The sequence below is a fragment of the Pseudoalteromonas luteoviolacea CPMOR-1 genome (assembly GCF_001625685.1).
In the GTDB taxonomy this organism is placed as follows: Bacteria; Pseudomonadota; Gammaproteobacteria; order Enterobacterales; family Alteromonadaceae; genus Pseudoalteromonas; species Pseudoalteromonas luteoviolacea_K.
This window is the reverse complement of sequence record NZ_AUYC01000025.1, coordinates 59,026-74,538: the sequence shown is the minus strand read 5'-3', so window position 1 is coordinate 74,538 and position 15,513 is coordinate 59,026. Positions and strand designations below refer to the sequence as shown.

General features: G+C 43.2%; 15 protein-coding genes. 9 read left to right on the top strand and 6 right to left on the bottom strand.

Features of this window, described 5'->3' with window-relative positions:
- Positions 1 to 132 precede the first annotated feature (132 nt).
- Positions 133 to 1,044, top strand: coding sequence for a helix-turn-helix domain-containing protein (locus tag N473_RS10115; protein ID WP_063367808.1), 912 nt, complete (start codon positions 133 to 135; stop codon positions 1,042 to 1,044).
- On the opposite strand, the gene N473_RS10110 is transcribed toward N473_RS10115, so the two are convergent.
- Complete coding sequence (locus N473_RS10110) at positions 1,041 to 1,496, bottom strand: flavodoxin family protein (protein ID WP_063367807.1); 456 nt, start codon at positions 1,494 to 1,496, stop codon at positions 1,041 to 1,043. The genes N473_RS10115 and N473_RS10110 overlap by 4 nt on opposite strands.
- A gap of 85 nt (positions 1,497 to 1,581) precedes the next feature.
- Here N473_RS10110 and soxR point away from each other — a divergent pair, with 85 nt between their 5' ends.
- Positions 1,582 to 2,064 carry a redox-sensitive transcriptional activator SoxR gene (gene soxR, locus N473_RS10105; RefSeq protein ID WP_063367806.1) on the top strand — a complete coding sequence of 161 codons (483 nt, stop codon included), beginning with the start codon at positions 1,582 to 1,584 and terminating at the stop codon, positions 2,062 to 2,064.
- Between the two features lie 33 nt (positions 2,065 to 2,097).
- Positions 2,098 to 3,879: a DUF885 domain-containing protein gene (locus N473_RS10100; protein WP_063367805.1), complete on the top strand. Its 1,782-nt coding sequence runs from the start codon at positions 2,098 to 2,100 to the stop codon at positions 3,877 to 3,879.
- A gap of 79 nt (positions 3,880 to 3,958) precedes the next feature.
- Here N473_RS10100 and N473_RS10095 read toward each other — a convergent pair whose 3' ends face one another.
- Both N473_RS10095 and N473_RS10090 read right to left on the bottom strand, forming a co-directional pair.
- Positions 3,959 to 4,396, bottom strand: a complete 438-nt coding sequence (locus N473_RS10095) for a hypothetical protein (RefSeq protein ID WP_039610860.1) — start codon at positions 4,394 to 4,396, stop codon at positions 3,959 to 3,961.
- A gap of 11 nt (positions 4,397 to 4,407) precedes the next feature.
- A complete protein-coding gene (locus N473_RS10090) occupies positions 4,408 to 6,216 on the bottom strand; it encodes a S8 family serine peptidase (protein ID WP_063367804.1) in 1,809 nt (602 codons plus the stop codon).
- A gap of 294 nt (positions 6,217 to 6,510) precedes the next feature.
- On the opposite strand from N473_RS10090, the gene N473_RS10085 reads away from it, so the two are divergent.
- The gene (locus N473_RS10085; protein ID WP_063367803.1) at positions 6,511 to 7,980 is read left to right on the top strand and encodes an alpha/beta hydrolase; all 1,470 of its coding nucleotides are present in this window, start codon (positions 6,511 to 6,513) and stop codon (positions 7,978 to 7,980) included.
- Positions 7,981 to 8,090: 110 nt separating this feature from the next.
- Here N473_RS10085 and N473_RS10080 read toward each other — a convergent pair whose 3' ends face one another.
- A complete protein-coding gene (locus N473_RS10080) occupies positions 8,091 to 8,507 on the bottom strand; it encodes an MAPEG family protein (RefSeq protein WP_063367802.1) in 417 nt (138 codons plus the stop codon).
- A gap of 95 nt (positions 8,508 to 8,602) precedes the next feature.
- Here N473_RS10080 and N473_RS10075 point away from each other — a divergent pair, with 95 nt between their 5' ends.
- Complete coding sequence (locus N473_RS10075; RefSeq protein ID WP_063367801.1) at positions 8,603 to 9,574, top strand: GlxA family transcriptional regulator; 972 nt, start codon at positions 8,603 to 8,605, stop codon at positions 9,572 to 9,574.
- Between the two features lie 94 nt (positions 9,575 to 9,668).
- Positions 9,669 to 10,838, top strand: coding sequence for a DUF1624 domain-containing protein (locus tag N473_RS10070; RefSeq protein ID WP_196766393.1), 1,170 nt, complete (start codon positions 9,669 to 9,671; stop codon positions 10,836 to 10,838).
- Position 10,839: 1 nt separating this feature from the next.
- Here N473_RS10070 and N473_RS10065 read toward each other — a convergent pair whose 3' ends face one another.
- Positions 10,840 to 11,307, bottom strand: coding sequence for a hypothetical protein (locus tag N473_RS10065; RefSeq protein ID WP_063362713.1), 468 nt, complete (start codon positions 11,305 to 11,307; stop codon positions 10,840 to 10,842).
- 41 nt (positions 11,308 to 11,348) lie between these two features.
- Positions 11,349 to 12,149, bottom strand: coding sequence for a PhzF family phenazine biosynthesis protein (locus tag N473_RS10060; protein WP_063367799.1), 801 nt, complete (start codon positions 12,147 to 12,149; stop codon positions 11,349 to 11,351).
- Positions 12,150 to 12,330: 181 nt separating this feature from the next.
- Here N473_RS10060 and N473_RS10055 point away from each other — a divergent pair, with 181 nt between their 5' ends.
- The 3 genes from N473_RS10055 to N473_RS10045 are packed head-to-tail and all read left to right on the top strand — an operon-like array spanning position 12,331 to position 15,489.
- Entirely contained in the window at positions 12,331 to 14,421 is a 2,091-nt protein-coding gene (locus N473_RS10055; protein WP_063367798.1) for a T6SS phospholipase effector Tle1-like catalytic domain-containing protein, read from the top strand.
- A complete protein-coding gene (locus N473_RS10050) occupies positions 14,406 to 14,930 on the top strand; it encodes a hypothetical protein (protein WP_063367797.1) in 525 nt (174 codons plus the stop codon). Before N473_RS10055 ends, N473_RS10050 begins: the two co-directional genes overlap by 16 nt.
- 34 nt (positions 14,931 to 14,964) lie before the next feature.
- Entirely contained in the window at positions 14,965 to 15,489 is a 525-nt protein-coding gene (locus N473_RS10045; protein WP_063367796.1) for a hypothetical protein, read from the top strand.
- Positions 15,490 to 15,513 lie beyond the last annotated feature (24 nt).

Sequence of the window (15,513 nt, the reverse complement as noted above, 5' to 3'; positions counted from 1 at the left end):
GTTATGTGACTGCGGCACTCTCTCAATGAGGTGGCTACTTGTTGTTATTCTGTTGACATTAATTTAAAGGCAGATTAAAAACTTAACTCTGCGTATAAAATGTTTGCGTTTGAGTCCAAATAAGGAATAAAAATGCTAGAACAGCTTCATAAAAAAAGACAAAAAGTCAATTCACTGGTTGAGAATCGCGTTCATTTTGCAGGCGATGACGTCGAGCTCAGTATTTATGATACTTATGAACATGCAGAGCATATTCGATTGTTTTCTAACAATGTGCTGTTTTGTGGCATGCTCTCGGGAAAAAAGGTCATGCATGTAGAAAGCTGCGACTATCATCATGCATTTTTACCCAATGAAAGCTTCGTACTAGCACCTGAACAAACTGTACATATCGACTTTCCCACCGCCTGTAGAAATCAGCCGACAACCTGCTTGGCCATTGATATTAGTAAAGACAAAATAGCCTCTGTCGCAGAGCAATTAAACCAACTTGAGAGGTGCTCTGAACCACAGTTTAATTACATGCCAGAGCTTGTTCATAACGAGCACAACTCGCAAACACAGCAACTGCTCATGCGCTTAATGCATTTATTTTGCGAAAATACGCCACAAAGAGATTTTTATATCGACCTTGCGTTAAACGAGTTAGTAGCTCGTTTACTGCAACAGCAGAGCCGCGACCTCTTATTTAAACAAATCGCGAAATATGAGTTAACAACGGGGATCCATGCTGCGGTTGAATATATGCAAAGAAACCTGGATGAACAGCTCGACGTCGATGAATTATGCAAAATAGCCTGCATGAGCCGCAGTAAATTTTTTGACCAGTTCAAAAAGCGCATTGGTACGACCCCGCAAAATTGGTTGAATGGCCAACGAATGATGTCAGCACGCAAGCGCTTGGAGCGCGGTGAAAGCGTGACAAGCATTGCTTTCACCTTAGGGTTTAATCACCCAAGTCAATTGAGCCGAGGGTTTAAGAAGACCTTTAAACAGACACCAAAACAATATCAAACTCAATTTCTTCAAGCGAAAACAAATTAACCTTCATAGGGGTATTGCTTGTGATATTGACCTTTGGGTGTCATGCCTAAGTATTCAAATGTTTTTTGCAGCATCTCAGTAAAAGGCTGCGGCGCAGCTTCGTGAATAGACGTGGATAATATTGAAAACTGTTTGCTTCTAAGCTCACGTAATTCAGGCTTGAGCTGTTCATCATCCATAAATTCTGTGATTCTATCAATAAATGCCTTCATTCTCGGTGTTACCGCATACCAGTATACGGGCGAGGCAAAAATCACATGGTCAAACTGTAAAATACGCCTAAATACGCTGCGAAAATCATCATCTTTATTTTTGTGATCATAACTGTAATCGTGGATCACATAGTCATCCAAAAATAGTGTTTGCGCATCAAACTCCGTAGCTAACTCCTCAACCGCATTGCCAGTATTGCCCATTTTTTTAGCGCTAGAATAAACAATGATTGTGTTCAAAATGATTCTCCTTTTGTAAATTTGTTGATAGGCTAAAACCTCAACTTAACCTTAGGTAAAGCGTTATTTTAAAAAAGGGGCAAAAATGACAACGCCAACAACCCGAGACGAGCCGCGTTTAAGTGTAGGGCAAGTAGCAAAGCGCGCAGATGTGGCAGTCTCTGCGCTACATTTTTATGAGACCAAAGGCTTGATAAGAAGCTGGCGTAACGCAGGTAACCAAAGAAGATATAAAAAAGATGTGCTGCGGCGTATTGCGGTCATTAAAGCGGCACAAAAAATGGGGATTTCACTACTAGAAATCCAAGAAACCTTGTCTAAACTACCTGAAAGCCGTACACCAACCAAGGAAGATTGGGCCAGTATGTCACGATTTTGGCAAACCAAACTTGATGAAAAAATAGCTTATATGACACGCGTTCGCGACATGGTGGACGGATGCATAGGCTGTGGCTGCTTATCTATGAAGTCTTGTCCTATTTATAACCCAGATGACATCGTAGCGAAAGAGTGCAACGGTGCAGTGATCTTAGATCAGCCAGAACGAGCGCGCGCTGCGAAAAATTGATATGATAAGGAAAATTAAAATAGGAACAAGCGAATGAAAAAAACAGCGCTCACAATGGCTGTTGCAGCGGCTTTAGCTCTAGTTGGCTGCACAACAACAAGTACTCCTTCACAGTCAACAACTCAGGTTGTTGCACAAGAGTCTCAAAATCAAGCATTTACTGATTTTTCAGCACAGCTTATCGAAGACATGTGGCGCCAGTACCCAGAACATTCTCTGTATGTTGGGTACGGCAAGTATGATCATATTATGACTATCCCTAATGCGGAATCACGCGCAAGTAGTGTTGCTTTCTCAAAAGCGAAATTAAGTGAACTGCGTGGTTTTGATCTAAATAATTTAAGTGACAATCAAAAGTCTGATTATTATCTAATTGAAAATAGTCTTGAGAAAAGAATTTGGGAAGTTGAAAAGTTTAAAGATTGGCAATGGAACCCGTCTAATTACAACATCTCCTATGGTTTCGCGACCATTTTAAATAGCCGCTTTAAGTCAGACGCAGAAAAATACAAAACAGTATTAGAGCGCTTGAAGTATGTTCCAGATTTTTATCAAGCGGCAAAAAACAACATAGATACACCTACGCTTGAGTACACTCAACTCGCTATCGCGCAAAACCAAGGCGCATTTGCAGTATTAAAAGATGACCTATTAGATAAAGTCGATGCGTCGAACGCACTTACTGCTGATGAAAAAGCGCTGTTTAAGACCCGTTTTGTCAACGCCAAAACTGCGATTAATGGTTATATCGACTTTCTGACTCAATTAGAAAAAGAGTTAACTGCCAATGGTAACGCACGCAGCTTCAGAATTGGTGAAGAGCTGTACGAGGAGAAGTTTGCTTTTGATATCCAATCTGGTTACACAGCTAAAACCATGTACGAGAAAGCGCTTGCTGACAAAGCACGCGTAACACAAGAGATGGTAAAGCTAACCGACCAATTGTGGCCAAAATACTTCCCAAATAAAGCACGCCCATCGGATGACGCACAAGCCATTGCTGAGCTTATTAAGCATTTATCTGTAAAGCATGTGCCAAAAGAGCAGTTTGTTGATGAGATTAAGCGTCAAATCCCGCTACTTGAAAAGTTTGTTATGGAAAAGGACTTAATTTCACTTGATCCTGAAAAGCCGTTAGTTGTGCGCGAAACACCTGAGTTCATGCGCGGTTTCGCGATGGCATCTATTTCAGCGCCAGGTCCATACGATGCAAAAGAAAACACCTATTACAATGTAGAGCCGCTTGAGCTGAGAACAGAAGAACAAGCAAGCTCTATTTTACGCGAGTACAACCACTGGATCTTGCAAATTCTCAACATCCACGAAGCAGTACCAGGCCACTATACTCAGCTTGTTTATGCCAATAAGTCACCATCACTCATTAAAACTATTTTAAGAAATGGTGCCATGATTGAAGGCTGGGCTGTGTATACAGAACGCATGATGCTTGAAGAAGGCTATGGTAATCATGAGCCTGAGATGTGGTTGATGTACTACAAATGGAACTTACGCGTTATTTGTAACACAATTTTAGACTATGCTATTCAGGTTAAAGGGATCAGTCGTGATGAAGGTCTAGACCTACTGATGAATGGTGCTTTCCAAGAACGTGCTGAAGCTGAAGGAAAGTGGCGCAGAGCGACTCTGAGTCAAGTTCAATTAACGAGCTACTACAGTGGCTATCGTGAAATTTACGATTTACGTGAAAAGCAAAAAGAAAAACTTGGTAAAGACTTTGACTTAAAAGCGTTCCATGAAGAGTTTTTAAGCTATGGCAGCGCTCCGGTTAAGTACATTAGCCAACTAATGCAATAACCGTCACGCATAAAAAAGCCCCAATTCGGGGCTTAGTTAAAGCATTAAAATAAAGCCACTTAAGTGGCTTTATTCATTCTTATTCTGCTTCTAATCCTTCAAGATTAAAACCAATCTGAGTATTAACCACACCATTTAAGCGCGCTACTTGCGCTTTAAAAGTATGCAAAGCGACGTTTGCATCCGCTTGGAAAATAGCGCGATTGCCACGAACATAAATCAGGTTTAGTTGATTTGCTTGGGCAAACTCTTGTGCATCGATTAAAGACTCAAGCTCAACAACCAGCTCACCTGTTAATACGATCGTCTCATCAGTTTTGATATCGACAAGTGCTGCACCTGTCACCAATTCTTTATCACTCTTCGCAGCAACAAGTACGTAGTCTTTACCGTTGACGTTCACAGTCACACCAGAGTCGCTGGTCACTGGCGTCGCTTCATAAACAGTTTGGGCGCTCGCTTGTACTGCATATAAACTGCCAACCACAGCGAGTAAAGGGATTAATTTAGATTTCATTTTACGACTCCTTATTTACGTCCAAAAAAGCGAATATCCCAAGATTTAAGCACACCGTTTTCTGTATTATTGCGGTGCACCATATTCACGTTCGGCTCACCAGACGTACGCGGGTCAAAAATATATGCTTCATCTTCAGACGCCGTATCAATTACACGTAATGTCCATTCACCCTTCGCTTGCTCTCCATAGAAATGGTGAGATAGCATTTGGGTGTTTTGCATGCCACTTTTGCCCAAAATAGTGCCCGTTCTTGGTGTCATAACGACACTACGAGTGCCTGAAGGAGAAATAAGCTCAATGGCCAAGTCACGTGTGCTTGTGTGATCAATATTCACTCGAATTTGAACCGCATCAACAGTTAGCGTTTGTTCGTTATTGAATGTGCTTTGTGCACCACTTAAGTGACCATCAGGGATCTCAGTATCAGCCGTCACAAGTACGCGCTCAGTTTTAACAAACTCACCTAAATTCTTATCGTAGAATCGTGCTAGATTAACTGCCGCATCGACATCAACAGCACCAAACCCAAAGAAGTTATGGAATTGATAACCCGCCGCATTCGTCTGCCATTTATCAATTGCTTGGTAACTTACTTGCTGACCTTCCGAGTCTTTGAATGACAATGCAACACCAGGATGATCCGCATCAATGCGACGTGAAGTTGTTGCAAGAATATTTCTCACATCCAACCATGAAAGCGCTGGGTTTGCAGACATAATGACAGCAATTGCACCTGCTACGTTTGGTGCTGCTGCAGAGGTACCATTAGATCTGGCACTGTAATCACAGTTTGGATCAAGTGGATGACCGCCATGCAAATCGTTACCTGATCGAAGGGGGTTGTAACCTGCACTACAGCCTGAGACATCCGTTGTGATAATAGCTGGCGAAGTTGTACCATACTGACCACCAGGTGCTGAAACAAATACACTCGAGCCAACAGTAGAGTAAGATGAAAGCTCACCGTCTGCATTGTATGCTGAAGCAACCAGATTCCAGAAACTGGTATCCATGCGCTCAAGGTTTACATTTTGCAGTGGTAAACCATGGTTTTTGTTATCAAACCACAGATAACCACGGCCTAACTCACTATGTGTAAACGTTTGTCTTTCGTAGCCATTACCTGCTGATTTAACAAAAATTGCACCACGTCCACCATGGGTAGTACGTGTGATTTCTTCTTGAGCATCTTCATATGTTTTCAGCCATGGCGATTCTTCATAGTCAAAACTTCTTGGTGAAGATAAGGTACGGCCATAGCTTTGGTTAAATACACGAGGGAAATCAAAGGACTGTTTCGCAAATCCATCTGAGTACATACCATGAGATTGAAGCCAATTCGCCGTAGTTTGGTTACCTGATACAAGATAGTTAAAACCAACCAAACCCGCTCTTGGTGCGACACCACGACCACCAATACCATTAAAAGCGCTTGATGCTATGATCCCTGCTACCGCAGTACCGTGCCTGTCCGTTGGGCTGCCTGGTGCTAAATCAGGACTATTGGTTGTAAAGTTCCAAGAACCAGGACGAGCATTGTCGATTAAGTCTGGGTGCTGTACTTCTACACCACCATCAATAACAGCAGCTGTCACACCTGCGCCCATGATACCCATGGCATGTGCCAAGGACACATTCATATCTTCACCAGCTTTACCACCTCTGTCTGAAAAAGCGGCTTGACCTGTGTTTTTAAGGTGCCATTGCTGATCGACTAGTGGATCACCTGGCATCAGTGGATACTCAATATTTGCAAATGCGTTTGCAGACAATGATGCTGCAACAACCAATGCTAGTTTTGTTATTTTTATATTCATAAATCGCTACTTACTTTTTGTTTTAACGTATGTACCCAAAAACTCGTATTTTATATAAACATAAAAAACACCAAAAAATAACACCCAAAAAACAAAAAAGTTACCAAAGTGTCATTTTGATGACAGCTATTCTTGAGGGTTCACACTATTTTATTCAGTAATTTGCACTTATTTCATTCACCTTAACAAACCCTATCCGTTACAAATAATTACAAAAAACAAAATAATAAAAAACGCCTAAATATCCGAACTAAAGACACGTCACTACAATCAGTACACCAACAAGGACCTTTTATGAAACATCTACCAAACCTGCTAAGTTGTCTCGCATTATCGATGTCAGCTGTTGCAAGTGCATCAATATTCCCAGATCCACAGGCGCTGCTTGCGCACTATCTGCAAGGAAAACCAACCGAAGGAAACCCAGCTTTAGCTGCATCAATGGGGTATTTTGCTCATCATGACGCCGCACTTAAGGACATGCTAAACAGTGGCTCTGCTGAGGTAGAGAGCATTGTGACAGGTGCCAGCTATTGCTTTGCCGCCGTTGCGAGTAAACCATCTCCAAGCTTGCTACCAACACTGTATAGTCAAGACGGTCAATGTAATGCGATAGACACTGCTTTAGCAAAAAGGAGCTGGTATTACACAGATCCTCAATGTAAAACAGCCATTGAATACAAAAATGAGTCTGACACCGAGTTTTGCTTAAGAGAGTTTGATTACAAGGCACAGCGATACGGCAACAGCGAAGAGTTAAATTTCGTTCAAGATGCATGGATGCCTGGTTACACAGCAACTTTGCCTATTACTACTAAGCCACAGAGCTTTGGAGAGATCCCTTTGGTGCAGCGCACTACGTATAAAACCACGTTTAACGAGCGCGGTTCGTGTCATTTAGAAATGCGTGTTTACAAAAATGCCAATAACCACAATGCCACACCTATTATGATGATCCACGGAGGAGGCTGGTTAGAAAGGCTCGGCACAGCACGTACTGCTGAGGCTCAACTTGCACAATTCACTGATGCAGGTTTTGTAGTATATATGCCATTTTACCGTTTAGTGGAAGACAGAGAAGCAGGTCCTGCTTGTAATCAGGTTAATATAGAAGACAGCAAACAAGATATTCGCGATGCATTTTTGTGGGTGCAGGCAAACAATGCTAACTACACCAGCAGCGACAAATCAGTGCGAATTACGGGACAATCAGCAGGCGGACACATGGCTGTATGGTTATCTCAGCAATTCCCGAATAAAGTCGATAAAATCGCCCCTATGTTCCCTGTTGCCGATTTTGCTCATCAGTTAAAAGAAGTACAAGACGGTACTTATGTACACGGCTATATTGAACGCATGATTGCCATTTTATCAGGTAAAGCCCACTGGCAAGATTTAACAGGCGACGAGCCTGTCGTGCTCAACAACAGTTTACTAGAAGCCATCGAACACGCACCAGCCCAAGCCCCAGAAATGTTTATCAGCCACGGTATGGCAGACACCATTGTTTCGCCAAGTCAGTCATTGAGACTGTGTAATGCCCTGTCAGGCAGTATTGCAACGGGTCCTGCACAAGCAAATAGTCTTGTCTTTAACAAGCAATATGCTCAGGTTCAATGTCGCGACGGCAGCGAATTGCATTTACTAGAAAAAGCCGAGCATCATTTTGATGGCTGTGGCTTAGGTTTGTGTGATGTTGGTGGACAAGATGGCTTAGTTGCAGCGCAAGCCTTGATGACCAATATGATTGAGTGGTTAAAGTAATCAAAGCCATTAAAGCACTCTCGCTGGGCCACAACAGTTAATTTGTGGCAAATTATGATACCAACCAAAGCAAGGCTATACCTTGCTTTTTTACTCTTTAAGTTGTGTATCTACTGAGCTAAAGTCATGGTTGTAAACCACGCAGTCCAGCCACCAAATAAACTGACACTCGATAAGGCAAATGCCATAGTACGCCTTTTAATATTGGTTGAGCGAATATGTTCATAGCAGTGCCAATAACGCGCTACAACGAACACACAGGCAAGTGCATACCAGCCAACTCCAGACACAGATTCAATATGTAAAAGGGCTAACAGACAGATAAACAAGACCGGTTGCTGATACTGGTTATCATAGCTGTTGCCATAAAGCCGTGTTCGCTCAGCCATCTGCTCTTTAAGTACAAAATTGACAGCTTGCAGTGACAATTCGCCGCGCCGAACGGCCTTAATACGTAAACATGCCGTTGCAAGCCATAACCACAAGAATAAAAGTACCAATGCGAAAATGGGGTATTGGATCCACATATAAATTTCCTTACTCAATGAATATGCAACCACTTTACAGTAGCGTCACACCCCACTAAAGTGTCATTAGTGACAATTTTTAAGGTGAAAACGACATGAAAGTTGCAATTTTATGCCAACAAGGTGTGATGGCAAGTGCGTTAACAGGGATCATCGATGTTTTAAATGTCGCCAATCAAGTCATGAAAACAGCATTCTACCAATGGCAAATTGTCTCTTTGAAAGAGGAGGTGGTTATCAGTAGCCAGGGTGCGGCGTTTAATGTCGATTGCCAACTTAAAGACCTGCAACCAATTGATGTATTGGTCATCATTGGAAGTCAATATCAAGGAGACAAGCACCTGTGGCAAACGTGCCAAAAGTTAAACCGCTATGCTCCCATACTGAGTGAAAAACTAAAAATGAGTAAGTCTCCTACTCTAGTTGCAGGATGTTGCGGCGTTGCTTATGCCGCAGCGCTTGGCCTTTTGGACAAGCAACGCATTACCGCCAGTTGGTGGCTTGAAGTATTTTTTAATCGTTACTTTCCACAATTGGAGTTAGATACCTCACCGATTTACCTTTGCAACCAAAAGCTTTACACCGCAGGAGCTGCACAAAGCTATATATATGTGATGCTGGCTTTAATTAAACAGCAAATAGGCACTGATGTTGCTGAACAAGTAGTAAGTTGGTTAGCGATACCTGAACCACAATTATCGCAAACAGCGTTCATCACCAGTAGTGCGCTTGATGCTCATCAAGACGCTACGGTGCATACCGTGCAAACTCATATCAAAGCACAGTTGCGTCAACCATTCACACTAAAGTCGCTTGCCAGTTTAGCCTGTGTCTCTGAGCGTACTCTCATCAGACGCTTTAAATCGTCAGTCGGTATGACACCGTTTGACTATATCCGTTTACTTAGACTGGAAAAAGCCAAAGAATTACTGATTTACTCAAATCATCCGTTTGCTGATATTGCACTATCCGTTGGGTATCAGGATCATCAAGCCTTAGCAAAGCAATTTAAGCGACACTTTGGTAAATCAGTCGCTGCTTTTAGAGAGCAACTCGTTCATCTATAACTAAAGTTGTATTCTATTTTATGCGCTAACTGGCCAGTATCTTATTTTACAACTAAACTTTAAAATTAACATTAATTTCACAAAAGATATGTGCGTGGTCAAAACAGAACGACTTTATTCTCTTGATATACTAAGAGGCTTTATTATTGTGCTCATGGCGCTGGATCATACTCGGCGCTACTGGGCTGAAACCCCCTTTTCACCGACAGATCTTGATCAGACGACACTGGCATGGTTTTTAACCCGCTGGGTAACCCACTTTTGCGCCCCTTTGTTTATATTTTTAACTGGCATAGGCGCTTACTTATATGCAGACAAAGTGCGTTCAACTGCAAAAGTACGTAACTATCTGCTCAGCCGAGGGCTTTGGTTGATTTTTTTAGAGCTCACCGTGATCAACTTTAGTTGGCAGTTTGGTTATGACGTGGTGTTTTTACAAGTGATCTGGGCCATTGGCTGGTCAATGATTATTTTGGCTGCACTGATTTACTTGCCTCTAACATGGATCTGCATTGTGTCAATTGTGGTGATCGGTGCACATAATGCCTTGCCAGATCAAGCCATCTTAAACTGGTTTGGACAAGACTTTGCGTGGCTATGGCATATTTTACATAGCCCGACGACATTGACCTTTTCGACGCAAGTTGACGTACTTGCCCTTTACCCCTTGATCCCTTGGTTTGCCGTCATGTCTTTAGGGTACTGCTGCGGATATTTGTTTCAGCTCAGTGCGCAATATAGATATAAGGTCTTTGCACTGTTTGGCACTTTCGCTGTGGTACTGTTTGTATTGCTCAAATTGGGCAACATTTATGGAGAGCCGAATTTATTTACACCTGAAGCGTCTTTCGCAGAGTCCGTCATGTCTTTACTGAATAACAGCAAATATCCACCGTCGCTCGTTTATCTGTTAATGACTTTAGGTCCGGGTTTACTGATTTTGGCCAGTTTAGAGTATTTACAAAATCGCGGCTTTAAACTGACCTTATTAGATGGGTTTAAGATTTTAGGCGGCGTTCCGCTATTTTATTACCTGCTACACATTCCTGCGATAAACCTCAGCGCGCAAGCTTATAGCTGGCTTGTCTATGGACAAACAATACACTTTTTCAGAACGCCAGAGGAGTGGCCAAGTCGCTATGAACCCAGCTTAATACTTGCTTATGTCGCTTGGCTTGGGATCACCTTGGCTTTATACGTGCCTTGCAAACATTACTTGGCCATTAAGCGAACCCATCACAGTCCGCTACTCAAATACTTATAACCTAGTTCAGTGCCGACTTATTGGGTGCCTGCGCACATGTCGGCACCCACTTGATGGCAAAGCACGTTATAACCCCGCAGGTAAACCAAATCATGGTAGCGACAAAAGAATACACCGTTACCATATCAACATAAACTAGGCTAAAGCCAATGCCAACTATCCCCCGTAAGGTGCATAACACGCCAATGGCCCACAGTGCTATATAAGTCAGTGGTAAGCGCTTAATGAGCCCTGCGCCTGCAAGTGCATATGCACCACATAAAGCAAACAAAAACGAGATGCCTACCGTGGCAATTGGCGCAAACAAGGTACCATTTTTAGCAGACTCCACCACCTCTTTTGGCGCTAATTGCGCTCGATAGCAGGCCTCCCCAAGCCAGATACAAGACATATGTGCAACCACGGTCACAGCCGCCATCAGCGCAACAAAAACTAAACCCCATATCGCAAACTTCTGCTTTTTATCCATTCACTACTCCCTAATAAAGCACGATTAAATAAGACGTTAGGCTAAACCCAAATATGACCTTGTAAGTAAAGTACAGCTTCACCGTTGATGGTGACTCGCTCAGTACTAAAATCAACCTCACACACTAAATGTCCACCCCTGTTTGAGGCTTGATAGGCCTTGAGTACTTGCTTATCAAAACGCTTTGACCAAAACGGCGCAAGACCGGTATGAATTGAGCCTGTAACCGGATCTTCCTCGCCCCCATTCGCGGGCCAAAAATACCGAGAAACAAAATCATGTTCAGAACCCGGCGCACTCACCACCACATCCAAAGGCGCCAGTTGCTTTAATTGTGCCGCGTCATAAGCCACTTGATGCACATCGACTTCATTGTCATAAATTGCAAAATACGCTTGGCGATTTTTAAGTACTTGGCTTGGCGGGATTGATAAGCCCGTCAGCAGCGCACTTGGCACGTTTGATATAGGCTCAGGCCTTTGCATCGGGAAGTTCATAACTAACTTCGACTCAGCCGTTTGCGTTACAGTTAAGCTACCTACCGTTTGCGTGGTAAATTCGACACGCTCAGAGACGCCAAGGTGATTAAACAAAACAAATGCGCTGGCAAGGGTAGCATGGCCACAAAACGCAATTTCAGTTAACGGAGAGAACCAACGGATCTGATAGCTGTTTGGCGTATTTTTAACTAAGAAGGCGGTTTCTGAGAGGTTATTTTCAGCAGCAATACGCTGCATGAGTTCATCACTAATCCAAGCTTCTAATGGCACAACCGCGGCAGAATTACCTTTAAATTGCGTATTTGTGAATGCATCAACCACAAAGATGGGTAACTGGGTCATGATGGCTATCTCCTTGATAATACATAGACCATGACTGTACCTGAATCCGCCGTATAAAAATACACCTGCTAATAAAACTTCCGCGTCCAAAAACCAGAAGTTAACAAATATTATAAAATATTTACAGCCGTTCCCAACAGGTGATAGCATAATACTAAATCATTAGCTAACAAGGATTGTTATGTATGCGCAAAGTCGCGTTGATACGCAATCAGGAATCGAAGATCTGATCACAAAACTAGAAGCCTTTGACAAGGCTAAAGGTGAACAGGTGACCGAGCTCTATTCAGCCACCAAACTACCCGGAGATATTCGCCAAGCGCTTAAGCCCCATGCCAGCAGTTGGGTTGTGGTCAAAACCCCAGAAACATGGCGTGAACTTAGAAGCACGCATGATACTCAACTGGTTTTAAAAGAAAAAAAAGGTCATGTATTAATTGCCCATGCCAAGCACGCCAACACCAAAGATGAACTCATTGTACTAAAAAAAACCACCGCGATGCCCAGAGCACAAGCACTGCAAGGCAGCGCTGGAGCACTCAGTTATCATGACACGTCGGCTACACCAGATACACAGGCCCATGTGCCCGTCGATTACACCCAGTCACCTGATTTAAACGATCAACGCCTTATCGTGACGATTGAAGGAAAAATCCCCATCAGTATCGTGATGCGTGGGGGACCAACCGTTTTGTCTCGAAGCAATAATGGCCTTGCACAAGATCAACTGCTGTTTCCACGCTTAGAAGATGACACCCATTATAGTCTCAGCGCCAAAATACTCGGCGTCCCTGAGCAAGTATTGATCCCCAATATGGCATTCAAGGACTTTAAAAGCCTAGATAAATTAAAAGCCCTCAATATAGGTCAGCGCGGTGGTGTGCAGCTACTTGATCACCAAGTCACCAGCGAAGGCCATGTCAAACTTAGTCTTCTCAGTGAACCACCGAGCTTTGGGCTCTTTTTTGATGGCACCGGCAACAACCGCACCAATGACAATAAAGTGATTGGGGATGACAAAGAGCCAACCAATGTCACCAAGTTATATGAGTTGTATCCAAGAAATGAGGCATTTATTAGAAGGTTATACATTGAAGGCATTGGTACCCGAGACAATAAAAGTGATATCACCATGGACTTAGCCTTGGCGTTTAGTTTTGATGACAAGGTGAAGCGTGGCTTAAATGAATTACAAGACTACTGTATTTCAGAGCTTTCAAAGCTAATTCAACTTATACATATTGACGTATTTGGCTTTAGCCGCGGAGCCACCGCAGCGCGCTGCTTTGTCAATCAAGTTCATGAGAACACCCGCAATAACCCGGATTATTGGGGCGGCATTACCCCCATGATACGGTTTTTAGGGCCTTTTGATACCGTGTCTTCCATTGGAGGGGATGGAGACGATCACCACAACGAGTATTATGCCAAGCAAAAGCTGGACTATCCGGTCAATTTAGATATTAACGAGCACTCTGCCGGCTTTGTCTACCATCCCGTTGCCTATGATGAGCGCCGCGACAGCTTTCCTCTACACAGCTTAAAAACACCAGATGGCAATACCGCCAGTAATATAAAAGAAATTACGCTACCCGGAGCCCATGCAGATGTCGGTGGTGGCTACAGCCACCACAGCACCACCATAAAGTACCCACGGCAATATATAGAAGGGCCCCCATCACACCCACATCATGATACCCGCCTCGCCGCAAAAAAAGCGGAGCTTGAGCAAAAATATCATTGGCCAGGCATAGACATTACCTTTGTAAAAATGGGCACGGGATTAAACCAAAATAAACGTCTTAAAAAACGGCCTGAGAATACCGTGGTCACCACCTATAAGCCCCGTTGGTACCGTCAAGTTAATAACCAACTGCCCCACTATGCACTGCACGCCATGTATGAACAGGCTGTTAAATATGGCGTGCCCTTTAATGACATAAGCCGACTCGCAAAGATATACCAACCGGATGGAAAGCGTACCTATCAATATGAATTACCCGATGAGTTAAAATCGACAGTCGAGGCAGCTATGCGTGGCGGAGTCAACAGCCAAGATTGGCAGTGGCTATATCAATATTATATTCACCACAGCCATAAGTATGCAGGCTTTGTCGACACCATAGCTTACTCGGTGGAAGATGATGCAGAATTTGTCGCCGACAATGGTATTCGGGAAATCTTTTATAACACCCCAAGCAACAGCGTATCCAGTCAGGGGCGTTGGCAGGTCTATAACATAGGAGTTAATCCACAGTGGCGAAAAGAATAATTATCTCAATTGGTATCTTGTTATTAATCATGGGCTGCAGTTCACGTTATCAAGTCAAAGAAATGAGTGTTGGAATCGCCGCAGAGGATAAATCTGACTTAATGGTCGGCACGGTATTATTTGATGACGCTTGGTCCGTACCTGCTGGTTCTATAGGGTGTTGCTGGAAAAATGCAGGTGCCCTGTCATTTGTAGATGGAGTCAACTTCCCAAGCAAAGTCGTTGTCGCATGGTATGACATGGATACCGACCTATTCAGGGTGGGTGAAGCAAAAATAGATAACAAAGCTGGCTACGAGTTTATAAAAGAGATGAAGCCTTTTAAAGACCGTAGAACTGGTCAGTATAAAGCCAGAAAATTACCCTACCTCATCGTGGGCATGAAGCGAGATGGCTTGATAAAAGTGTGGATATCGAATGCGCCGGGCAATTACCTCGGCCGGCAAATTCTAGAAATAGGCTCAGGCATGGCACAAATTAAGGAACTTCCACCTGAAGACGAACGTTAGAGATAAAAAGTAAACTCCAAGGAAGGAGCCTACATTGGCGAAAAGAATAATTATCTTGATTAGTGCTTTGAATTTACTCATAGGTTGCAGTTCACGTTATCAAGTCAAAGAAATGAGTGTTGGAATTGGTGCTGAACGTAGCGCTGACTTAATGGTTGGTACCGTATTATTTGATGACGAATGGACTGTACCTGCGGGGTCTATTGGCTGCTGCTGGGGAGATGGCGGAGCCAGATCTTTTGTTTATGATGTTCCATTTCCAAGCAAAGTCGTTGTCGCATGGTATGACATGGATACCGACCTATTCAGGGTAGGTGAGGCAACAATGGATAACAAAGCTGGTTACGAGTTTATAAAAGAGATGAAGCCTTTTATAGACCGTAGAACTGGTCAGTATAAAGACAGAAAATTACCCTACCTCATCGTAGGCATCAAACGAAATGGCTTGATAAAAGTGTGGATATCGAATGCGCCGGGCAATTACCTCGGCCGGCAAATTCTAGAAATTGGCTCAGGCATGGCACAAATTAAAGAGCTTCCACCAGAAGAAGAACGTTAGAGATAAAAAGTAAACTCCAAGGAA